The 21,766-nt window shown below is 67.7% G+C and carries 18 protein-coding genes; 10 read left to right on the top strand and 8 right to left on the bottom strand.

Features of this window, described 5'->3' with window-relative positions; genetic code table 11:
* The first annotated feature begins 109 nt into the window (after positions 1-109).
* The 4 genes from B7K26_RS12400 to B7K26_RS12385 all read left to right on the top strand — a co-directional run bounded on the left by B7K26_RS12400 (position 110) and on the right by B7K26_RS12385 (position 5,217).
* Positions 110-1,441, top strand: a complete 1,332-nt coding sequence (locus B7K26_RS12400) for a hypothetical protein (protein ID WP_143340706.1) — start codon at positions 110-112, stop codon at positions 1,439-1,441.
* A gap of 105 nt (positions 1,442-1,546) precedes the next feature.
* Positions 1,547-2,866, top strand: a complete 1,320-nt coding sequence (trxB, locus tag B7K26_RS12395; protein ID WP_084079509.1) for a thioredoxin-disulfide reductase — start codon at positions 1,547-1,549, stop codon at positions 2,864-2,866.
* An 89-nt stretch (positions 2,867-2,955) separates the two neighbouring features.
* The gene (locus B7K26_RS12390) at positions 2,956-4,257 is read left to right on the top strand and encodes a PLP-dependent aminotransferase family protein (RefSeq protein ID WP_084079508.1); all 1,302 of its coding nucleotides are present in this window, start codon (positions 2,956-2,958) and stop codon (positions 4,255-4,257) included.
* Positions 4,258-4,281: 24 nt separating this feature from the next.
* Complete coding sequence (locus B7K26_RS12385) at positions 4,282-5,217, top strand: D-alanine--D-alanine ligase (RefSeq protein ID WP_084079507.1); 936 nt, start codon at positions 4,282-4,284, stop codon at positions 5,215-5,217.
* Between the two features lie 16 nt (positions 5,218-5,233).
* Here B7K26_RS12385 and B7K26_RS12380 read toward each other — a convergent pair whose 3' ends face one another.
* The 8 genes from B7K26_RS12380 to rpmH all read right to left on the bottom strand — a co-directional run bounded on the left by B7K26_RS12380 (position 5,234) and on the right by rpmH (position 11,729).
* Positions 5,234-6,262, bottom strand: coding sequence for a ParB/RepB/Spo0J family partition protein (locus B7K26_RS12380; protein ID WP_084079506.1), 1,029 nt, complete (start codon positions 6,260-6,262; stop codon positions 5,234-5,236).
* Positions 6,259-7,257, bottom strand: coding sequence for an AAA family ATPase (locus B7K26_RS12375; protein WP_304441440.1), 999 nt, complete (start codon positions 7,255-7,257; stop codon positions 6,259-6,261). Before B7K26_RS12375 ends, B7K26_RS12380 begins: the two co-directional genes overlap by 4 nt.
* A 1,408-nt stretch (positions 7,258-8,665) precedes the next feature.
* Positions 8,666-9,343: a 16S rRNA (guanine(527)-N(7))-methyltransferase RsmG gene (rsmG, locus tag B7K26_RS12370; protein WP_234998812.1), complete on the bottom strand. Its 678-nt coding sequence runs from the start codon at positions 9,341-9,343 to the stop codon at positions 8,666-8,668.
* 34 nt (positions 9,344-9,377) lie between these two features.
* Positions 9,378-9,866: a R3H domain-containing nucleic acid-binding protein gene (locus tag B7K26_RS12365; RefSeq protein ID WP_084079504.1), complete on the bottom strand. Its 489-nt coding sequence runs from the start codon at positions 9,864-9,866 to the stop codon at positions 9,378-9,380.
* Positions 9,859-10,914, bottom strand: coding sequence for a membrane protein insertase YidC (gene yidC / locus B7K26_RS12360; RefSeq protein WP_084079503.1), 1,056 nt, complete (start codon positions 10,912-10,914; stop codon positions 9,859-9,861). Before yidC ends, B7K26_RS12365 begins: the two co-directional genes overlap by 8 nt.
* Before the next feature lie 9 nt (positions 10,915-10,923).
* On the bottom strand, positions 10,924-11,244 hold the full coding sequence (yidD, locus tag B7K26_RS12355; RefSeq protein ID WP_084079502.1) for a membrane protein insertion efficiency factor YidD: 321 nt from the start codon (positions 11,242-11,244) through the stop codon (positions 10,924-10,926).
* Positions 11,241-11,588, bottom strand: a complete 348-nt coding sequence (gene rnpA, locus B7K26_RS12350) for a ribonuclease P protein component (RefSeq protein ID WP_084079501.1) — start codon at positions 11,586-11,588, stop codon at positions 11,241-11,243. The genes yidD and rnpA overlap by 4 nt, the downstream gene beginning before the upstream one ends.
* 3 nt (positions 11,589-11,591) lie before the next feature.
* Positions 11,592-11,729: a 50S ribosomal protein L34 gene (gene rpmH / locus B7K26_RS12345; RefSeq protein WP_084079500.1), complete on the bottom strand. Its 138-nt coding sequence runs from the start codon at positions 11,727-11,729 to the stop codon at positions 11,592-11,594.
* A 235-nt stretch (positions 11,730-11,964) separates the two neighbouring features.
* Here rpmH and dnaA point away from each other — a divergent pair, with 235 nt between their 5' ends.
* The 6 genes from dnaA (at position 11,965) to gyrA (ending at position 21,637) form a co-directional block, all read left to right on the top strand.
* On the top strand, positions 11,965-13,374 hold the full coding sequence (gene dnaA / locus B7K26_RS12340; protein WP_084079499.1) for a chromosomal replication initiator protein DnaA: 1,410 nt from the start codon (positions 11,965-11,967) through the stop codon (positions 13,372-13,374).
* A 578-nt stretch (positions 13,375-13,952) separates the two neighbouring features.
* Positions 13,953-15,080, top strand: coding sequence for a DNA polymerase III subunit beta (gene dnaN / locus B7K26_RS12335; protein ID WP_084079498.1), 1,128 nt, complete (start codon positions 13,953-13,955; stop codon positions 15,078-15,080).
* Between the two features lie 7 nt (positions 15,081-15,087).
* A complete protein-coding gene (gene recF / locus B7K26_RS12330) occupies positions 15,088-16,227 on the top strand; it encodes a DNA replication/repair protein RecF (RefSeq protein ID WP_084079497.1) in 1,140 nt (379 codons plus the stop codon).
* Positions 16,220-16,786 (top strand): DUF721 domain-containing protein, encoded by a 567-nt coding sequence (locus tag B7K26_RS12325; protein ID WP_084079496.1) that lies wholly within the window; start codon positions 16,220-16,222, stop codon positions 16,784-16,786. Before recF ends, B7K26_RS12325 begins: the two co-directional genes overlap by 8 nt.
* Before the next feature lie 203 nt (positions 16,787-16,989).
* Positions 16,990-19,002: a DNA topoisomerase (ATP-hydrolyzing) subunit B gene (gyrB, locus tag B7K26_RS12320; protein WP_143340705.1), complete on the top strand. Its 2,013-nt coding sequence runs from the start codon at positions 16,990-16,992 to the stop codon at positions 19,000-19,002.
* Between the two features lie 46 nt (positions 19,003-19,048).
* Positions 19,049-21,637 (top strand): DNA gyrase subunit A, encoded by a 2,589-nt coding sequence (gyrA, locus tag B7K26_RS12315; protein ID WP_084079589.1) that lies wholly within the window; start codon positions 19,049-19,051, stop codon positions 21,635-21,637.
* Positions 21,638-21,766 lie beyond the last annotated feature (129 nt).

The following is a 21,766-nucleotide window of genomic DNA, read 5'->3' as shown; positions in this document are numbered from 1 at the left end:
CCACACGCAACGTAGGATGAGGGCTCACAGCAGGGAATTGGGGCGAAAGGGGCACGTCACGGTGCACGCGGGCACGACCGTCGGTCGACGCTTCACTCTTCTTCATCACGTGCCCTATGACATCCCCGGTGTCGAGCGGTGGGTGGCGGAGGACACGCGTCTCGCGCAGCGCGTCACGCTCGATGCCCTCACCGGTCCGCGCGCCGATGACGCCAGGCGGGCAGCCGCGCTCACGGCAAAGGTGCGCGATGCCCGCTTCCCCCGCGTGCTGTCCTCAGGCGTCCACGTCGAGGACTCTGAACGCACCACGTACATCGTCACCGAACGTCCCCGGGGCGTGAACGGGGCCACCCTGCTCGGCGAGACGCCGCTGTCGCCCCATGCCGCGGCGGCCCTCGTGGGCGAGGCGGCGCGAGCCCTCGAGGCGGCGGCCGCCGACGGCATTCACCACGGTCACCTGCGCCCCGCGGCGCTGACGGTCACCCCTGCAGGGCGCGTGCTGGTCACGGGCCTCGGCATTGAGGCGGCACTCGTCGAAGCGGACGCCAGTGGTGAGGCCGTCGCCTCACAGGAGGCCGATGCCGCGGCCCTGGCCGGCCTGTACGCCCTCGCCGTCACCGGTGGGCCCCTGGACTACCTTGCCGCCTCCGATGTCCCCCAGGGCCTCGGTTCGGCGGGCACCTCACTGTGGCTCGGCGTCCTCGCCGAGGACCCCCCGACATCGCTCGCCGAGGTGTCACGCGCGCTCGGCCCCGCTGACTCGCGCGCCTTACGCGCCGCCGCCAAGCCCCGTCACCACGACTCCCGGCACGCGCTGACCCCCGACCTCGGAGGCTCCGCCCCGTCCGTGGCGACCCCCGCAGCCACGCCCTCGCCTGCGTCGGCCGCTAGTGCATCGGCCCCGTCCGCTCCCACGCCCGACGAGGAGATGCCCCACGTCGAGGAGGCGACCCTTGCGGCGGCGGTCGCCGCGACCGCAACGGCCGAGGCTGAGCGGGTCCTCGCCGAGGACGCGGCCATCGAGGAGCTCGAGGCCGCCTTCCGGCCCGCCGCGCCCGCCGAGACACCCCGCGTTCCCGACGCCAAGCACGAGCCGATCGAGGCGCTCGAGGAGATCGTGTCGGTGCAGGACGCCCGTCGCGGGGGCACCGTCTCGCAACTCCTCCTCGAGAGGCTGCACCGGTGGTGGCCGCGTTCGGAATCCATCACGTCCGCGCTCGAGAGGGCACGCGAACGCGCCAACCGCCCGGCCCCGTTCAACGCGGGACCTCTCGTCCTCGGTGTCACCGTCGTGGCCGTGCTCGTGATCGCGATCATCGCGTTCAGCTCCATCACGACTCCCACCACGCCCGACGACTACAACCCCTCGGTGCCCACCCACTCGTATCCCGAGTTCACCCACTCACCCGAACCCACGGCGCCAGCCGAGGGGGAAGGCTAAGGGCGGCATCGGCCGGTCGTTGTGACGCGGAACAACCGGCCTCTACGATCTGTTACGAAGCCGGGCCCCTGGGCCCGCAGACAGCCACCCTCTGAAGGACATTCCGTGAGCGACACCCGCAACCTGATCATCGTCGGATCCGGCCCCGCCGGCTACACCGCCGCCATCTACGCCGCACGCGCCGGCCTCGAGCCCCTCGTGATCGCGGGCTCCATCACCGCGGGTGGCGCGCTCATGAACACCACCGAGGTCGAGAACTTCCCCGGCTTCGTCGAGGGCATCCAGGGCCCCGAGCTCATGGAGACCCTCCAGGGCCAGGCGGAGCGCTTCGGTGCGGAGATCCTCTTCGACGACGTCACCGAGATGAGCCTCGAGGGCGCGGTGAAGACCGTCAAGACCGGCCTGGGCCAGGAGTTCTCCGCCAAGGCGGTCATCCTCGCCACCGGTTCCGCCTACCGCGAGCTGGGTCTCGAGGACGAGAAGCGCCTGTCGGGCAAGGGCGTCTCGTGGTGCGCCACGTGCGACGGTTTCTTCTTCCGCGATCAGGACGTCGTGGTCATCGGCGGCGGCGACTCCGCGATGGAGGAGGCCACCTTCCTCACGCGCTTCGCCCGCAAGGTCACGATCATCCACCGCCGCGACGAGCTGCGCGCGTCCAAGATCATGGCCGACCGCGCCAAGAACGACCCCAAGATCGAGTTCGTGTGGAACGCCGAGATCACCGGCCTCGACGGCGACGACAAGCTTGCCGGCATCCACGTGCGCGACCGCGTCTCCGGCGCCGAGTCGACCATCCCTGCGACCGGGATGTTCGTGGCGATCGGCCACATCCCGCGCTCCGAGCTCGTCACCGGCGTGATCGACACCGACGCCGAGGGCTACGTGCAGGTCGTGGGCCGCACCACGGCCACCAACGTCGACGGCGTCTTCGCCTGTGGCGACCTTGTCGACAACCGCTACCGCCAGGCGATCACCGCCGCCGGTTCCGGCTGCTCTGCCGCCCTGGACGCGCAGCACTACCTCGACTCGCTGGCCGATGCCGAGGCCACCGATGTTGCCGAGGTGGAGGCGCCGCAGGAGTCGCCCGCGGCGGCCCTCCCCGCCGAGCCCGTTGCGGCGACCGAGGACTCGTTCAAGGCCGAGGTCATCGAGTCGTCCGTGCCGGTCGTCGTGGACTTCTGGGCCACCTGGTGCGGCCCGTGCCGCGCCGTGGCGCCCATCCTCGACGAACTCGCGGCCGAGTACGCCGGTCGCATCAAGGTGGTGAAGGTCGACACCGACGCCAACCCGCAGCTCGCGATGGCCTACGGCGTGACCTCCATCCCCACGATGGCGTTCTTCAAGGACGGCGAGGTCGTGAAGTCCGTCGTCGGCGCGCGCCCCAAGCCCGCCCTCACCGAACTGTTCGACGAGGCACTCGCCTGATCGCACCCCTCTTCACGCGCTGAAGCCGGGGCCAGTAGGCCCCGGCTTTTCGCGTTCCGGCACCATCGACGCATGGGAGACTGACCCCTATGAGCACCTCGGACAGCCACGGCACGCGACTCGACCCCTGGTTCGATTCCTACGCCGCCCGCGCACACCGCATGCGCGCGTCCGAGATCCGAGCTCTCTTCTCCGTCGCGAGCCGGCCCGAGGTGGTCTCGCTCGCCGGCGGTATGCCCTACATCGGCGGCCTGCCGCTCGACGAGCTGGGCGCGATGGCGCAGCGGCTCATCGTTGAGCAAGGCGAGGTGGCGCTGCAGTACGGCTCCGGCCAGGGAGACGAGGGCCTTCGCGAGCAGATCACGCAGGTGATGGCGCTCGAGGGAATCTCGGCCCACCCGGACGATGTAGTGGTCACCACCGGCTCCCAGCAGGCCCTCGACCTCGTCTCCACGGTCTTCCTTGACCCGGGCGACGTGGTGGTGGCCGAGGCCCCGTCCTACGTCGGTGCGCTGGGGGTGTTCCGGGCGCACGAGGCCGATGTGGTGCACGTCCCGATGGACGAGGACGGCCTGGTCCCCGAGGCCCTCGACCGCACCCTCGGCGAGCTCGCCGCCGCGGGCCGCCGGGTGAAGTTCCTCTACACGGTGCCGAACTTCCACAACCCGGGCGGAGTGACGCTCACCCTCGAGCGGCGCCCCCAGGTGGTCGAGATCTGCCGCCGGCACGGCGTCCTGATCCTCGAGGACAACCCTTACGGACTGCTGGGCTTCGACACCGAGCCCCTTCCCGCGATGCGTTCCATGAGCGAGGAAGGCGTCATCTACCTGGGGTCGTTCTCCAAGACTTTCGCGCCGGGGTATCGCGTCGGGTGGGCTGTCGCGCCGCACGCCGTGCGCGAGAAGCTGGTGCTCGCGTCCGAGGCAGCGATCCTGTCGCCCTCGAACGCCTCCCAGCTGGCCATCCGCGCGTACCTGGAGCACTTCGACTGGCAGGGCCAGATCAAGAAGTTCCGCGAGCAGTACAGGGAGCGCAGGGACGCGATGATCTCGGCCCTCGAGGAGCACATCCCCGAGGCGTCCTGGAACGTCCCCGATGGCGGCTTCTATGTGTGGGTCAAGCTCCCCGAGGGGCTCGACGCCAAGTCGATGCTGCCGCGCGCCGTGACTGCGCGCGTCGCCTACGTCTCCGGCACTGCGTTCTACGCCGACGGTCAGGGACGCGACCACATGCGGCTGTCCTTCTGCTACCCCACCCCCGAACGTATCCGGGAGGGCGTGCGCCGCCTCGCCGGCGTCATCGACGCCGAGATGGAGACGGTGCGGATCTTCGGCGCGGCGGGCGAGCCCGCGGGAGACGCCGTGGACTTCCCCTCCCCCGACCTGGCCTAACTGCCGACTGCTGAAGGAGCTGACATGGACGTGATGGTGCTGGCCGGTGGCCTCTCCCACGAGCGCGACGTCTCGATGAGGTCGGGCCGACGGGTCCAGGAGGAACTGCGCGACGCGGGCTTGAAGGTTTCCCTCCATGACGTTGACTCTTCCTTGATTCCTACTTTGCGTTCGCGCTCCGATGTCGTCGTGTGGCCGATGCTCCACGGCGCCTCGGGCGAGGATGGCTCGCTGCAGGGGCTGCTCGAGCTGCTGGACGTGCCATACGTCGGCACCAGGGCCCGCGAGGCGCGTGTGGCGTGGGTCAAGTCGGTCGCTAAGGCCGTCTTTGCCCGTGACGGCATCGCGACGCCCGAGTACGTCACGCTTCCCCAGTCGCTGTTCCGCGAGGTAGGCGCCGAGCACGTCATCGACGCGATCGTCGAGCGCATCGGGCTTCCCCTCGTCGTGAAGCCCGCTCGTGGCGGCTCCGCCCTCGGCGTGACGCTGGTGACCGAGCGCGAGTCGATGAGCCGCGCCCTGGTCCACTGCTTCGCGTACGGCGACACGGCGCTCGTCGAGGCAGCCGTCACCGGGACCGAGGTCGCCGTGTCCGTGCTGGGCACCGGAGCGGACGCAGAGGCCCTTCCCGGCGTCGAGATCACGGCCGAGGGTGCCTACGACTACGACGCCCGCTACAACCCCGGCCGCGTCGAGTATTTTTCTCCCGCACGCCTGTCCGAGGCCGACGCGTCGACGGTGGCGGAGACCGCCCTCGCCGTCCACCGCAACCTCGGCCTGCGTGACCTTTCCCGCGTGGACATCATCCTCGACGACACCGGCAATGCGCAGGTGATCGACGTGAACGTCACGCCCGGGCTCACCGAGACCTCGCTCCTGCCCCAGGCCGTGGAGGCATCCGGACGCGCGCTCGGCGACGTCTACACGTCCATCGCGCGCGCGGCCTTCGACCGCAAGTAGGCATTTACCAGGGGTGTTATTCCTGGTCGGCGTCCTTGGCGTCGTCCTCCTCCGCTGCGGCGAGCACGCCGGGGTCCTCGGGCGACAACTCGTGGATGATGCGGTTGAGGTCGTCCACGGTGGCGAACTCGATCGTGATGCGACCCTTCGCCTTGCCCAGGGCCACCTTGACCCTGGTGTCGAAGCGGTCGCCCAGTCGCGAGGCGAGCTCGTCCAGTGCCGAGGTGCGGCCGCCGGCACGCACCGTGCCGCGTCGCTCTCGCGGCGTGTCCACGCCCACGGTCACGGCCTCCTCCGTCGCCCTGACGGAGAGCCCCTCGGCGACGATGCGCTGTGCAAGGGCCTCCATCGCCGCCGGGTCCTCGAGACGCAGGAGTGCGCGGGCGTGACCGGCACTCAAGACGCCTGCGGCGACACGTCGCTGCACGAGCGGCGGGAGCTTCAGGAGTCGCAGCGTGTTCGAGATCTGCGGGCGCGAGCGTGAAATCTTCTCGGCGAGCTGCTCGTGGGTGATGCCAAAGTCCTCGAGAAGCTGCTGATAGGCGGCGGCTTCTTCGAGGGGGTTGAGCTGGCTGCGGTGGAGGTTCTCCACGAGGGCGTCGCGGAGCATGTCGACGTCGCCTGTGTCGCGCACGATGGCGGGGATGGCCGTCAGGCCGGCCTCCTTGGAGGCACGCAGGCGACGCTCACCCATGATGAGCTCGTAACCGCCCTCGTCCTTGCGTCGCACGACGATGGGCTGCAGGACGCCGATCTCCTTGATGGAGCCCACGAGCTCCGCCAGCGCCTCCTCGTCGAAGACCTCGCGAGGCTGGCGGGGGTTCGGCGTGACGTCCTGCGGGTCGATCTGCGCGAAGGTGGCGCCGGGAACGGGCAGCAGGTCGTCCGTGCCCGCGCTCTCACCGGCGGCCTTGTCGCTATCCGCTGCGGCACTCGACGTAAAGAAGACGTCGTGCGGGCGCTCCTTGACGGGACCATCCGACGGGGAAGGCTGTTCAGGGATCAGTGCCCCCAGGCCGCGGCCGAGACCTCGACGTCCACTCATGCCTGTCCACTCTCCTGTTCCTGGTGCCGACCTCGCTCGGCAATCTCCTGCGCGACGGCAGTGTAGGCCACCGCACCGCTCGAATGGGGGTCGTGCGTGATCACCGTACGTCCGAAGCTGGGCGCCTCGGACACGCGCACGGAGCGCGGCACCGTCTGCGCCAGCGTCTGCTGCGGGAAGTGCGAGCGCACCTCGTGCGCGACCTCTCGCGCCAAGTTGGTGCGTGCATCGAACATCGTCAACACGATGGTGGACAGACTGAGCTCCGGATTGAGGTGCTTGCGCACCATATCGACGGTCTTGATCAGCTGCGTCAGTCCCTCGAGTGCGTAGTACTCGCACTGAATGGGGATCAGCATCTCCTGGGCGATCACCATCGCGTTCAGCGTGAGCAAACCAAGGCTGGGCGGGCAGTCGATGAAGACGTAGTCCAGGCCCCGTCCAGGGCCCTTCATGAGCTTCTGAAGCGCATCGTGGAGGCGGTACTCGCGGCGGACCACGGAGACGAGCTCGATATCCGCACCGGCGAGGTCGATTGTCGCGGGGACACACCAGAGAGTCGGAATGTCCGGGCACTGCTGCGCCACCCGCGCCATCGGGACATCGTCGAGCAGGACGTCGTAAATGCTGGGAGTGCCGGAGCGGTGCTCGGCTCCCAGGGCCGTCGACGCGTTGCCCTGCGGGTCCGCATCGATGACGAGGACGTTGGCGCCCTTCTGGGCGAGGGCGGCCGCCACGTTGACGGTCGTGGTGGTCTTCCCCACCCCGCCCTTCTGGTTGGTGACCGCAAAGATACGTGTGCGAGACGGGTGCGGGAAGTCGGCCTCCGAGAGCTCGCGGCGCCGCCGCTCGGTTTCGATCATCTCGCGCGCGAGCGGGCTGTCCTCGCCCTCGTCGAACGCGGCAAACGCGTCGCTTGTTTCACGTGAAACATCGCGGTCCGCGCCACCGTACGACTGAGTTCCCCCGGTAGCGTTCGGGTCGTCGTTGCTCACGCACTCTCCTTCCGAGTGATCGCTGTTTCACGTGAAACATCGGCTCGTGGTGACACCGTCAGACTCACGACTCTACCGCCTCTCGTGCACCTCGCGGGCGTCCGGGGACCGTGGCGCGGACGCTGATACACGGCGCGCATCAGGCCACCATGGACACCGAATGCGCGCCCCAACGCGCCTGTGGATAAACCTGTGGGAATCGGTCGTTTCACGCACGAAACCGGTGGGGATAAACCTGGGGAACGTATCTGTCTGCGAGCTAGCGACGCGACCTCGCCGCCCGAGCGAACGTGGTCGATCCGGGGCTAGTTCACTGCCTCTGCGGGCCCTCGAGCATGACGTGGTCCGCCGCCAGGTTTACGCACAGAGAGAGTGACTCTGAGCCGCGCACGTGGCCACTTGGGCGTAGCGAGGGCAGTGCTTGTTTCACGTGAAACCACGAGCGACTCGCACCGCTCCCCTCCCGCCACCCTCCACGTTCCTATTCCGGCTGATCGCACCGGCTCCCGGCGCCGGCGCGCGAAAGCGCTCGGAACGCGACACTGCACTGGGTTTGGTTCCTTCGAACCGTGTCACCGGTCAACCGTCCTGGTGGATCCGGCGAGACACGCAAGCGCCGCGTCGCGCGTAGGCGTTGCCGCACCGCGCCGACGCCATTGGGGAGGATGTTGTCGCTCGGTGATCGCCGTGCTCTTCCATCCGCGGCATCGCCACAGGTGCTCTCCCGTGCCTCGTCGGCCCGCACGCTTCGTCAATCGTTGTTTCACGTGAAACAAGGGCGCGAGCACCGTACGTCGCCGACGCCGTGGAGTAACGTCGCGCGTGGACGATCTGGATGTGATGTCAGCTCAACCACCGACGTGGGGCGAGACGGCACGAGCACGCGACGATCGTGGTCGGCGGCCACCAGAAGCTCCACTGCAAGCGAACTCGACGGTCCGACGCGGTCCGTGGTGGTTGGTCCTCCCGCTCCCGCCGATGTTGCACGTGAAACATCGCATGAGAGTAAGGCGGCGCATGGGATCACCGTCCACGCGCGCACTGTCATGGAAGCTCCACCGCTCGAGACCCGCCATGCAAGCGCGGCTGCGCGTGGTGTGAATGCGGTGTTGCTCACGATGCCCGGCAAGGAATCACGCGCCACTACCCCGCCCGCGTATGAACTATGCCTGTGCGGACACTCAGCGCTGGCGGTCGCCCGCCGGCAACGGGTGGAGGGAATTTCTCGCCCCGGAGAAGCAAGGATGATCCGATCCAGCGGGCGAACCATGACCGCGCCGCAGCAAGCACAGCCAGGAGCACGGCACCATGCGATCTCGTTTCCCGGACGTGTGTACCAGGGCGGGGCTACGCAAGGCACTCGATCCCCCCGCGTACGGATGTTTCACGTGAAACAAGAGGGTGAGAGTTAGACCCTGCTCAGGGTCACGACCGTCGTGGGGTCCACGCCGGCCACCGTGGGCGCCTCGTGTGCCTCCCCCACCAGCCCTGCGCGGCGCAGCACGTATTTGGCTCGCTCAATCTCATCGCGGGCGGACTTGCCCTTGAGCAGCGCCATGCGACCTGTGTCGCTCAGCAGCGGAGCGCACCACTTCACCAGCTTGTCAATAGAAGCCACGGCACGCGCGGTGATGACGTCCGCCTCGACCGACTCGCGCACGTCCTCGGCACGCCCTCGCACCACGATCGCGTTGTCGATCCCACACCGCTCGGCGGCCTCGAAGAGCCACGCCGTGCGTCGCTCCATGGGCTCGACCAACACCACCTGACGTTCGGGAAGCATCGCGGCAACCACCATGCCCGGGAGCCCTGCACCCGAGCCCACGTCGACGATGGTCCCCTCCCCCAGGAATGGCAGCACCGCAGCCGAGTTCAAGATGTGCCGCTCCCACACGCGTGTGAGTTCGCGGGGGCCAATCAGCCCCCGCAGGACTCCCTGGTCAGCGAGCAGTTCCGCGAAGGCGAGTACACGCGGGTAGGTGTCCCCGAAATACTTAGCGACCCTCGCGTCCCCGTGCAACGGATCGTTCTCGAGCGTGCGAAGTTCCGCGGGGACATCCATCTCGGGCCGTTCACCCGTGCTCATGACTCTCCCCGCGTTGTTTCACGTGAAACGACGGTCACGCCGCCGGCAGGACCACAACGTAGCGGTGCGGGTCCTCGCCCTCGGACTCCGAGGCAAGGCCCGCCTCGAGAACGACGTCGTGCACCACCTTGCGCTCGAACGCGTTCATGGGCGGAAGGCTCTCGCGCTGTCCGCTGTCCTTCACGCGCTCGATGGCCTCGCGCGCCTGTTCGGCGAGACGCTCACGCCGTCCGGCACGGAAGTCGGCGATGTCGAGCATCAGTCGCGACAGCTCCCCTGTCTCCGACTGCACCGCGAGGCGTGCGAGATCCTGCAGCGCGTCGAGAACCTCGCCGTCGGGCCCCACGAGACGCTTGAGGTCCTGGCTGGGGCCATCTGCCACGACGGCGACCTTGGCGCGGCCGGCCTCGACCGAGATGTCGATGTCCCCGTCCATGTCGAGGATGTCGAGCAGCTCCTCAAGGAAGTCAGCGGCGACGTCGCCCTCTGCCTCGAGCTTGCTCGTCTTGGTCTCGTCAGTCATCGTTGTCCTTCGTGTTCGAACCGTCGCCTACGGCGCCGGTGGAGTCTGCATCGGGAGCCGGGGAGCCACCGCTCTGACCCGGCTTCTTCTTACGCTGCGACCGCGAACCGCCCTTCTTGGGCTGCTGGCGCTGGCGGCTTTCCTTGGGCGCGTCGATGGTGAGCGTCGTCGTGTCCTCGGAGGTGCCGTCGATGACGAGGCCCTTCTTCTTGGCCTTCGCCTCCTTGCGTGCCTTCAGTTGACGCTCGGCCTCGGAGCCAGGAGTCGGGTTGTTTCGGATCACGTAGAACTGCTGCCCCATCGTCCACAGGTTGGTCGTGGTCCAGTAGATCAGGACACCCACCGGGAAGTTCGGGCCGGTGATGACGAAGATGAACGGCAGCGCGTACATCAGGATCTTCTGCTGGTTCGCCATCGGGCCCTCGAGGGCCGAGGCGGGCATGTTCTTCTGCGTCAGCTGGCGCTGCGTGGTGAAGGTCGTCGCGACCATCATCACGATGAGGATGGCCGAGACCCAGCGGGTGGCGGCGCTGTCAGCGGTCGTAAAGGTGTCGGACAGCTGCGCACCAAAGATGGTGGCATCGTGCGCCTGCGCGGCAAGTTCCGAGGTCAGCATGCCGATAGGACGGGCCTCGTCCACACCCTCGATGCGGTAGTTCAGCACGCGGAACAGGGCGAAGAAGATGGGCGCCTGGATCAGCATCGGCAGACACGACGAGAAGGGGTTCGTCTTGTGCTTGGCGTAGAGCTCCATCGTCTCGCGGCTCATGGCCTCGCGGGACGCCTGGTCCTTCTTGTTCTTGTATTTGGCCTGGATAGCCCGCAGTTCCGGCGCGATCATCTGCATCGCTCGCGACGCCTTGATCTGCTTGACGAAGAGCGGGATCAGGGCGATACGGATCGTGACCACCAGGCCGACGATCGACAGACCCCAGGTCCAGCCGGACGCGGTGTCCATCCCGATCGCGGTGAACAGCCAGTGCCAGATCACCATGATGTTGGCGACCACCCATTCGAGCGGCCAGAGGATCGTATCGAGGAAGCTCAACTGCAGTCCTTAGGTTGCATGCACGGAGACGGATGCCTCCGCAGACGTCGTAGAGGTGCGCCGGAACAGGGGTTCGCCCTTGAGGGGGACGTCATCCACGCCCCCGTGGCTCCAGGGGTTGCATCGCAACACACGCCAGGCTGCCAGGGTCCCACCTCTCAGCGCGCCATGACGACGCACAGCGGTGAGACCGTAGTGGGAGCAGCTCGGGTAGTACTTGCACGTGGGGCCTGTCAGCGGCGAGATCGTCAGCTGATACCCACGGATGAGTCCGCCGAGGACCCACGCGGGCGCGCCGCGCAGGGTCGCCAGGACGGACCGGGGGCTCATACGAGGGCCGCCTTGCGCTGCGCTGTCACGAGAGCCTCGGACACATCGCGGCGCAACTTGACATAATCCACTTGCGCGCTGCACGGGAGAGCACGGATCACCACGGCGGACCCCGCCGGGAGACCCGGCAGTTCCTCCGCCATGATGGCGCGCAGTCGCCGCTTCACGCGGTTGCGGATCACGGCACCTCCCACGGCTTTGGATACAGCGAAACCGGCGATGCACTCAGCAGCGCCGGTTTGCTTGATATAGACGATGACGGTGGCGCGGCCGCTCTTGACACCTCGACGCATGACGGACTGAAAGTCCGCCGACGCCGACATGCGCGAGCGAGCCGGCAGCACCGCTTACGCCGAAAGCTTGCCGCGGCCCTTGCGACGACGCGACGCGAGGATCGAGCGTCCGGCGCGGGTGCGCATGCGCAGGCGGAAGCCGTGCGTCTTGGCGCGCTTGCGGTTGTTCGGCTGGTAGGTCCGCTTGCTCACGGGTCACTCCATGACAGTTGTTGTGGTGATGGTCAAATCAGCGCACTAACGTTACGCGCCCGCGCGGGGCAGGTCAAATCCAGGCGTCCACATTGGTCGCGCGCCCCGAACAAGATAGGCTCCCCCACACGGTGTCGCTCCCTGCGGAGCGACACGCGGTGCCCTGGGTAACGAACGCGTGACGGCCTCTCAACCCCTGTGCACAGTCATGTGGACAACGCAGCGAGGAGGGCCGATGGCCGCGGATCAGGACGCCGATGCAACCGAGGGCATCGACACCCTGTGGACCCGTGCGTGCCGGCGCCTGAACGACGGTGAGGGCCTCTCGGCTCAGAACCGCTCCTTCATCCGGCTCATCAAGCCGCTCGCGATCGTCGAGGACAACGTCTTCCTCGCCGTGGCCCAGGACTTCACCAAGAACTATGTCGAGGGCACGCTGCGCGAGCCGATCACCCGCGCGCTGTCCGAGTCGCTCGGACGCGAGGTCCGCATCGCGGTGACGGTCGACTCCTCCGTGGAGCCGCCCGCGGCCGCCGCGGAGGAAGAGGACGTCGTCGACACGGCGCCCCGAGCATCGGCCGTCCGCGAAGCGGCGCCGGCTCCCACCGTCGAGGACCCCCACCTCAACCCGCGCTATACGTTCGACACCTTCGTCATTGGTTCCTCGAACAGGTTCGCGCATGCCGCGGCCCTCGCCGTGGCCGAGTCCCCGGGAAAGACGTACAACCCGCTCTTCATCTATGGCGACTCGGGGCTGGGCAAGACTCACCTGCTGCACGCGATCGGCCACTACACCCGGCACCTCAAACCGCAGACGCGCGTGCGCTACGTGAACTCCGAGGAGTTCACCAACGACTTCATCAACTCGATCCGTGACGACCGGTCGCTCAGCTTCAAGCGCACCTACCGCGAGGTCGATGTGCTCCTGATCGACGACATCCAGTTCCTGCAGGGCAAGGAGCAGACGCTCGAGGAGTTCTTCCACACCTTTAACGCGCTGCACAACGCGGGCAAGCACGTGGTCATCACCTCGGACGTCAGCCCCCGCCACCTGGACGGCATCGAAGAGCGCATGCGCACCCGCTTCGAGTGGGGTCTCATGACCGACGTCCAGCCTCCCGACCTCGAGACCCGCATCGCGATCCTGCGCAAGAAGGCAGCGGCCGATGACGTGGCTGCGCCGGGAGACGTGCTCGAGTACATCGGATCCAACATCACGAGCAACATCCGTGAGCTCGAGGGTGCGCTCATTCGTGTAACGGCCTTCGCGGCGCTCAACAAGCAGCCGGTCGACCTGTCGCTCGCGCAGGTGGTCCTCAAGGACCTCATCTCCGACGACGATTCCGAGATCACGGCGTCCTCGATCATCGGCACCACCGCCGACTACTTCGGCATCTCGATGGACGAGCTCACCGGTACCTCGCGCTCGCGCGTGTATGTGACGGCACGCCAGATCGCCATGTATCTGTGTCGCCAGCTCACCGACCTGTCGCTGCCCAAGATCGGCGAGCACTTTGGCGGCAAGGACCACACCACGGTCATGTACGCGGTCAAGAAGGTCGAGGACCAGATCGCTCAGCGCCGCCAGATGTACAACCAGGTCAACGAGATCCACGCGCGCATCAAGCAGCAGTCGCGCGGCTAAACGCGACCCGGCCCCTGCATCGGCCACTCCGTCGCTTCAGCGTCGCCCCAGGGGCGCCCCAGGGGCGACGTCACGCGTGCACCGTCTGCGGCGCGCGGCTGGCCGATGCGTGTCACACTCGTCGCAGGAGCCCCGCCATGCCTGGGGAATCGCTCGACACGGCGGCGAACCGGGCCGCGACACGCCGATCCGCAACCCCCGACACGACAAAATCACGTCTTTCACACATGTGGAAAAACCTGTGAGTAGTCGTGGAAACTACACGGAGGGCCCTTGGGACGCAGATGTGGACGGAATGACAAGTCTTGTGAGCTGGAGGACGTCATCCACGACGCGAATGACACGATCCTGTGATTCGTCCCCAGCCCATGCACACCAAGAATCTGGGAGGTGCCAGGGATTTTTGTGGTTTTCCCCAGATTCCACGTCCCCTATGACTACGACTCTCTTCTTGTCATTCCCCTGTCCACATCCCGGCCTTCATCTGGCCCGACCCCGCCCGGCCCGCCCGCGCGCCATCCACACTTGTCACGTCAGTGCTGTGGCGTAGTCTGTGCGCCAGACTTGAAGGAGATCTCATGAAGTTCACCGTCGACCGCGACGTTTTGGCCGACGCCGTCGCCTGGACCTCGCGTGCCGTGCCGGCGCGTCCCCCGGTTCCCGTGCTTGCCGGCGTGCGTATCGATGCCGACGACACCGGCACCGTGCGCCTGGCGAGCTTCGACTACGAGGTTTCCGCGCGTGGCGAGTTCGCGGCCGACGTCGAGCAGGCGGGCGAGGTGCTCGTCTCGGGCCGCCTGTTGCGCGAGATCGCGAACGCCCTTCCGCACAAGCCCGTGGAGTTCACGCTCGAGGGCTCGAAGGTCTCGGTGACCTGTGGCGCATCGCGCTTCACGCTCGCCACGATGCCCGTGGACCAGTACCCGTCGCTTCCCGAGCTTCCCGAGCAGTCGGGAACCATCGACGGATCGCAGCTGCAGCAGGCGGTGAGCCAGGTGTCGTCCGCGGCCTCCCGCGACGAGACCCTGCCGATCCTCACCGGTGTGCGCATGGAGATCGAGGGTTCTCATATCTCGCTGCTTGCCACCGACCGCTACCGACTCGCGCTGCGCGAGCTCGACTGGAAGCCGTCGAAGTCGGACATCTCGTCGGTCGCGCTCGTCCGCGCCAAGACCCTGTCCGACACCGCGAAGGCGCTGGGCGCCGGCGACGTCACTGTCGCGCTGAGCTCGGGCCAGGGCGTCGACCTCATCGGCTTCGAGGCCGGCGGCCTCGTGACCACCTCGCTCCTCATGGACGGCGACTACCCCCAGGTGCGTCGACTTTTCCCGGACGACACCCCGGTCAAGGCGGTCGTCAAGACCACCGACCTCATCGAGGCCACCCGTCGCGTGTCGCTCGTGGCCGAGCGCAACTCGGCAGTGCGCCTCGCCTTCTCCGAGGGTGAGGTCACGCTCGACGCCGGCCAGACCGACGACGCGCAGGCCTCCGAGGCTCTCGAGTGCTCGCTCGACGGCGACGCCATCACCGTGGCGTTCAACCCGGCCTACCTGCTCGACGGCCTGGGCGCGCTCGGCACCGAGTACGTGCAGCTGGGCTTCACGCAGGAGACCAAGCCGGTCGAGTTCGTGGGCCTGTCCGAGCCCGGCGGCGACCTCGCCACCGAGTTCCGCTACCTGCTGGTGCCCATCCGCATCCAGTCGTGAGCCGGCGATGCGTGTCACGCATCTGAGCCTCACCGACTTCCGCAGCTACGCGGAGGTCGACATCGAGTTCGGTCCGCGCGTCACGACGTTGGTGGGTCGCAACGGCCAGGGCAAGACCAACGTGGTCGAGGCGGTGCGCTACCTCTCGACACTCTCGTCTCACCGCGTCGCGGCCGATGCTCCGCTCATCCGCAAGGACGCGTCGCGCGCCGTGGTGCGCGCCAGGGTCGAGAAGGCCGGCCGGTCGCTGTCTCTCGAGGTCACCCTTAACCAGGGCAAGGCGAATACCGCGCGCATCGGCCGTGCGATCTCCAAGCCGCGCGACCTGCTCGGCACCCTGCGCACGGTGGTGTTCGCGCCGGAGGATCTCGCGCTCGTGAAGGGCGACCCCGCGGGGCGGCGGCAGTTCATGGATGAGCTCATCGTCGCGCTTCACCCGCGCCTCGCCGGGGAGCTGTCGGACTACGACCGGGTGCTGCGGCAGCGGTCGAGCATGCTCAAGAGCGCGAAGAATGCGCGCGGTGACCTGACGATGCTCGACATCTGGGACGAGAAGTTGGCGGAACTGGGCGGCAGGATCGTCGCGTCGCGCCGTGCCGCAATCGGGGCGCTTGCGCCTTATGTCAAGTCGGCCTACGCCGCGGTGGCGCCGGATGGCGGCGACTGCCACGTCGCCTACGCGACGTCCCTCGACACCCCCGCACCGCTGGAGGCCGACGCCGATGCCGCCGCCATCGGCGAGCGACTCCTCGAACGCCTCCGCGAGCTGCGTCCCAAGGAGATTGAACGCGGCGTCACCCTCGCCGGTCCCCACCGCGACGACCTCGACATCGCGCTCGGCGACCTACCAGCCAAGGGCTACGCGAGTCACGGCGAGAGCTGGTCGTGCGCGCTGGCGTTGAGGCTCGGCTCGTACGACCTCCTCACCGCCGACGATGGACCCGACGCGGGCGACGACGGAGAGCCGGTGTTGATCCTCGACGATGTGTTCGCCGAACTCGACTCGGGCCGACGCGCCGCGCTCGCCGGCCGACTGACCGAGGCCTCCCAGGTGCTGATCACCGCGGCGGTCGCCGAGGACGTGCCGGAAGAACTTCGCGGCGAGGTGCTGCGCGTCACCACTGGCGAGGTGACGGCCGATGCCTGACGAGACCGAGGCATCGGACCTCCCCGGAGCATCGGACACACCCGAGCCCACCCCCGCACGCACTAGCGGCGCCGACCTGGCGCGCGAGGCGATGGAGCGCGCGAGGGCATCGGCCCGTCAACGCGGCGCGTACCGCACCTCTCCCACCGCGGCCAAGCGCGAACAGAAGGAGAAGCGCCGAGACTCGCAGCCGTTCTCCCCCGGCCGTGATCCGCAGCCGATGTCGGAGGCGGTCGAGGCGCTGCTGCGCCGCATGGGCTGGACCGACCAGATCGAGGTCTCCGGCGTCATGGGCCGCTGGCGTCAGATCGTCGGCGACCAGATTGCCGACCACTGCGAGCCGCTGACCTTCGACGAGGGAGTCCTCACGGTGCGGGCGACCTCGACGGCGTGGGCCACCCAGCTGCAGATCATGAACGGCCAGATCCGCCACCGGATCAACGAGGAGTTCGGCCGCGACATCGTGCGCGAGCTCAAGGTGCTCGGCCCCACGGCGCGGTCGTGGTCGCGAGGGTCGCGCAGGGTCCCGGGCCGTGGACCACGGGACACGTACGGGTAAATCGTCATCGTGAAACGTGACCGCCAGTGCGTTATGTCAAGTGAGGCCGGCAGCCTCGGCATCGGCAGCCTGAAAGTGCAGTCACAGGGTTCTCCCCAAACGGCCACGTACGCTCACTGATGGGCCCTAGAACGCGCTAGAATTCCACGGAGTACATCGCGTGCTGTCTCAGCCCGCGTCAGTCCCGTGAAAGGCGAAAATCTGTGGCCGAGAATGACGCGACGCCCGCTCAGCCTGCCTACGGTGCCGAGAACATCACCGTCCTGGAGGGCCTCGAGGCCGTCCGTAAGCGACCGGGCATGTACATCGGCTCCACAGGAGAGCGTGGCCTGCACCACCTGGTGTACGAGGTGGTCGACAACTCCGTCGATGAGGCCCTCGCGGGCTATTGCGACACCATCACGGTGACGCTCCTGGCAGATGGCGGAGTCAAGGTCACCGACAACGGCCGTGGCATCCCCGTCGACCTGCACCCGACCGAGGGCAAGCCCACTGTCGAGGTTGTCATGACGATCCTCCACGCGGGCGGAAAGTTCGGCGGCGGCGGCTACGCGGTCTCCGGTGGACTCCACGGCGTGGGTATCTCGGTCGTGAACGCGCTGAGCTACAAGGTCGAGACCGAGGTGCGCCGCCAGGGAAGCGTGTGGCGCCAGTCCTTTGCCGACGGCGGCAAGCCGCAGGGCACGCTCGTCAAGGGCGAGGACACCGACGCGACCGGTACGCAGCAGACCTTCTGGGCCGACCCGGAGATCTTCGAGACCACCGAGTACGACTTCGAGACGCTGCGCGCGCGCTTCCAGCAGATGGCGTTCCTGAACAAGGGCCTGTCCATCCAGCTGACGGACGAGCGCCCCGAGCACGTCACCGCATCGGACGACGTCGAGTCGGAGGGCGACGACGACGCCCCCACCTCGCGCACCGTCGTCTACAAGTACGACGGCGGCCTCATCGACTACGTCGCGCACCTCAATGACGCCAAGAAGGCGGAGCTGGTGCACGCCGACGTGATCGACATTGAGGCCGAGGACACCGAGAAGGCGATCTCGCTCGAGATGGCCATGCAGTGGACCACCTCCTACTCCGAGTCGGTCTTCACCTACGCGAACACCATCGCCACCACCGAGGGCGGTACCCACGAGGAGGGCTTCCGCGCCGCGCTGACCAGCCTGGTCAACCGTTACGCGCGCGAGAAGGGCCTCATCAAGGACAAGGACGACAACCTCACGGGCGACGATGTCCGCGAGGGCCTCACCTGCGTCATCTCCGTGAAGCTGGGCGAGCCGCAGTTCGAGGGCCAGACCAAGACCAAGCTGGGCAACACCGAGGCGAAGACCTTCGTGCAGCGCATGGTCGGCGAGCGCATGGGCGACTGGTTCGACGCCCACCCCAACGAGGCAAAGGAGATCATCCGCAAGGCTCTCCAGGCCTCGCAGGCGCGACTCGCCGCCCGCAAGGCGCGCGAGGCCACGCGCCGCAAGGGCCTGCTTGAGTCCGGCGGCATGCCCGGCAAGCTGCGCGACTGCTCGTCGAAGGACCCCTCGATTTCCGAGATCTTCCTCGTCGAGGGTGACTCCGCAGGCGGCTCGGCAGTGCGCGGCCGCAACCCCGCGACCCAGGCGATCCTGCCGCTGCGAGGCAAGGTGCTGAACGTCGAGCGCGCCCGCCTCGACCGCGCCCTCGGCAACGCCGAGATCCAGGCGCTGTTCACCGCCTTCGGCTCCGGCATCGGCGACGAGTTCGACCTGGAAAAGTCGCGCTATCACAAGATCGTGCTGATGGCCGATGCCGATGTGGACGGCCAGCACATCCGCACCCTGCTGCTGACGGTGCTGTTCCGCTACATGCGTCCGCTCATCGAGGCAGGCTACGTGTACCTGGCTCAGCCGCCGCTGTACAAGATCAAGTGGTCCAACGCCGACCACGACTACGTCTTCACCGACCGTGAGCGCGACGCCGTCCTGAAGGACGGGCTCGCCAACGGCAAGAAGATCCCCAAGGAGAACGGCATCCAGCGCTACAAGGGCCTGGGTGAGATGGACTACTCGGAGCTGTGGGAGACCACGATGGACCCCGAGACCCGCACCCTTCTCCAGGTCACCATGGACGACGCGGCGCTCGCCGACGAGACGTTCTCCATCCTGATGGGCGACGACGTCGAGTCGCGCCGCAACTTCATCCAGCGCAACGCGAAGGACGTGAGGTTCCTTGACATCTGAGGTTCACAACCACGGCCGGATCGACCAGGTCGATCTCAATGTCGAGATGCAGCAGTCGTACCTCGACTACGCCATGTCGGTCATCGTCGGGCGTGCCCTGCCCGACGTCCGTGACGGCCTGAAGCCCGTCCACCGTCGCGTCATCTACGCGATGTACGACGGCGGCTACCGTCCCGACCGCGCGTTCTCGAAGTGCACGCGCATCATCGGCGAGGTGATGGGTAACTACCACCCGCACGGTGACTCCGCCGTCTACGACACCCTCGTGCGCATGGTGCAGGACTGGTCCCTGCGCTACCCGCTGGCCGACGGCCAGGGCAACTTCGGCTCCCCCGGTAACGACCCCGCCGCCGCGCACCGTTACACCGAGGCCCGCATGGCGTCCATCGCCATGGAGATGGTCAAGGACATCGACAAGGACACCGTCGATTTCCAGGACAACTACGACGGTCGCACGCAGGAGCCCAAGGTTCTTCCCGCGCGCTTCCCGAACCTCCTGGTCAACGGCTCCGCCGGTATCGCGGTCGGTATGGCGACCAACATCCCGCCGCACAACCTGCGCGAGGTCGCCGACGGCGTCCAGTGGGCGCTCGACCACCCGGGCGCGTCCCGCGAGGAGCTGCTCGAGGCGCTGATCCAGCGCATCAAGGGCCCCGACTTCCCCACCGGCGCCATGATCCTTGGCCGCAAGGGCATCGACGAGGCGTACCGCACGGGCCGCGGCTCGATCACGATGCGCTCCGTGGTGAACGTCGAGGAGCTCCAGGGCCGCCAGTGCCTCGTGGTGACGGCGCTGCCGTACCAGGTCAACCCCGACAACCTCGCTCTCAAGATCGCCGAGCTCGTCAAGGACGGCAAGATCGCCGGCATCGCGGACATCCGCGACGAGACCTCGGGCCGCACCGGCCAGCGCCTGGTGATCGTGCTGAAGCGCGACGCCGTCGCGAAGGTGGTCCTCAACAACCTGTACAAGCACACGCAGCTGCAGGAGACCTTCGGCGCCAACATGGTCGCCCTGGTCGACGGCGTGCCGCGTACGCTGCCGCTCGACTCGTTCGTGCGTCACTGGATCACCCACCAGATCGAGGTCATCCAGCGCCGCACCGCCTACCGCCTGCGGGAGGCCGAGCGCGAGGCCCACATCCTGCGTGGCTACGTGAAGGCTCTTGACCAGCTCGACGAGGTGATCGCCCTCATCCGTCGCTCGCCGTCGGCCGACGAGGCCCGCCAGGGCCTCATGGAGCTGCTGGACGTCGACGAGGTCCAGGCCAACGCGATCCTCAACCTCCAGCTGCGTCGCCTCGCGGCCCTGGAGCGCCAGAAGATCGAAGAGGACTACGCCAAGCTCATGGCGGAGATCGACGACCTCAAGGCGATCCTCGCCTCCGAGGACCGTCAGCGCACCATCGTGTCCGAGGAACTCGCGGAGATTGTCCGCAAGTTCGGCGACGAGCGCCGCACGGAGATCTCCCCGTTCGACGGCTCGGTCGACATCGAGGACCTCATCGCCGAGGAGGAGGTCGTCGTCACGATCACCCGCGGCGGCTACGCCAAGCGCACGCGGTCGGACCAGTACCGGGCGCAGAAGCGTGGCGGCAAGGGAGTGCGCGGCGCGACTCTGCGCAGCGACGACATGGTGGAGCACTTCTTCGTGACCACCACCCACCGCTGGCTGCTGTTCTTCACCAACTTTGGCCGCGTCTACCGCGCCAAGGGCTACGAGCTTCCCGAGGGCGGCCGTGACTCGAAGGGTCAGCACGTCGCCAACCTGCTCGCGTTCCAGCCCGGCGAGGAGATCGCCCAGGTTCTCGACATCGCCTCCTACGAGGACAAGCCGTACCTGGTGCTCGCCACCAAGCGCGGCCTGGTGAAGAAGACCGACCTCTCGGCGTACGACTCGAACCGCTCCGGCGGCCTCATCGCGATCAACCTGCGAGACGTCGAAGGCGAGGACGGCGAACTGCGTCCCGACGAGCTGGTCTCGGCCCGCCTGGCCGGCCCCGAGGACGACCTCATGCTGGTGTCCCGCAAGGGTCAGTCGGTCCGCTTCCACGCGACCGACGATGAGATCCGTGCCACCGGCCGTGCCACCTCGGGCGTCAAGGGCATGAGCTTCCGTGACGACGACGAGCTGCTCGCTCTCGACGTCATCGGTGCCGAGGTCCCCGAGGGCACCGACGCCGACGGCACCGTGACCGATGCGGAAGGCGCCGAGGTCGAGGTCTCCGACGGCCCGTACTCGTTCGTCGTGACCGAGCTCGGCTACGCCAAGCGCACCGCCGCATCGGCCTGGGATGCCAAGCACCGCGGCGGCCTGGGAGTGAAGGTGGGCAAGCTCACCGATGAGCGCGGCGACCTGGTGGGTGCGCTGCTCGTGGACGAGACCGACGAGGTGCTCGTCATCATGGAGTCCGGCAAGGTGGTCCGGTCCAACGTGGTGGAGGTCCCCGCGAAGGGCCGCAACACGATGGGCGTCATCTTCGCCAAGCCCGGCAAGGGTGACAAGGTCATCGGCATCGCCCGCAACGTCGAGCGCAAGGTCGAGGAGGAGGTCGAGGCCGAGGACGCCGAAGCCCCCGAGTCCGCCGAGACCCCCGCCGCAGCGGCGGAGGCACCCGCGACTGACGAGTCCTAACGCGACATCTATCGAGGCCCCGGAGCAACCGTGCTCTGGGGCCTCGACGCATGTCTGGGTACCCTCACTGCCCACCAGGAGGCACCCAGGTGTACGGGCGCGCCCTCACCGTCCACTGGCGCGCGAACC

Origin of the sequence: Demequina sp. NBRC 110057 (assembly GCF_002090175.1) — a bacterium.
Lineage (GTDB): Bacteria > Actinomycetota > Actinomycetes > Actinomycetales > Demequinaceae > Demequina.
This window is presented reverse-complemented; position numbering and strand designations above follow the sequence as displayed.

What these genes read in the sequence shown, in the direction of transcription:
- B7K26_RS12390 (WP_084079508.1), top strand. Translation starts at nt 2,956, where the DNA reads ATGAGCACCTCGGACAGCCACGGCACGCGACTCGACCCCTGGTTCGAT.
- B7K26_RS12385 (WP_084079507.1), top strand. Translation starts at nt 4,282, where the DNA reads ATGGACGTGATGGTGCTGGCCGGTGGCCTCTCCCACGAGCGCGACGTC.
- B7K26_RS12380 (WP_084079506.1), bottom strand. Translation starts at nt 6,262, where the DNA reads ATGAGTGGACGTCGAGGTCTCGGCCGCGGCCTGGGGGCACTGATCCCT.
- rsmG (WP_234998812.1), bottom strand. Translation starts at nt 9,343, where the DNA reads ATGAGCACGGGTGAACGGCCCGAGATGGATGTCCCCGCGGAACTTCGC.
- B7K26_RS12365 (WP_084079504.1), bottom strand. Translation starts at nt 9,866, where the DNA reads ATGACTGACGAGACCAAGACGAGCAAGCTCGAGGCAGAGGGCGACGTC.
- yidD (WP_084079502.1), bottom strand. Translation starts at nt 11,244, where the DNA reads ATGAGCCCCCGGTCCGTCCTGGCGACCCTGCGCGGCGCGCCCGCGTGG.
- dnaA (WP_084079499.1), top strand. Translation starts at nt 11,965, where the DNA reads ATGGCCGCGGATCAGGACGCCGATGCAACCGAGGGCATCGACACCCTG.
- dnaN (WP_084079498.1), top strand. Translation starts at nt 13,953, where the DNA reads ATGAAGTTCACCGTCGACCGCGACGTTTTGGCCGACGCCGTCGCCTGG.
- recF (WP_084079497.1), top strand. Translation starts at nt 15,088, where the DNA reads ATGCGTGTCACGCATCTGAGCCTCACCGACTTCCGCAGCTACGCGGAG.
- B7K26_RS12325 (WP_084079496.1), top strand. Translation starts at nt 16,220, where the DNA reads ATGCCTGACGAGACCGAGGCATCGGACCTCCCCGGAGCATCGGACACA.
- gyrA (WP_084079589.1), top strand. Translation starts at nt 19,049, where the DNA reads ATGCAGCAGTCGTACCTCGACTACGCCATGTCGGTCATCGTCGGGCGT.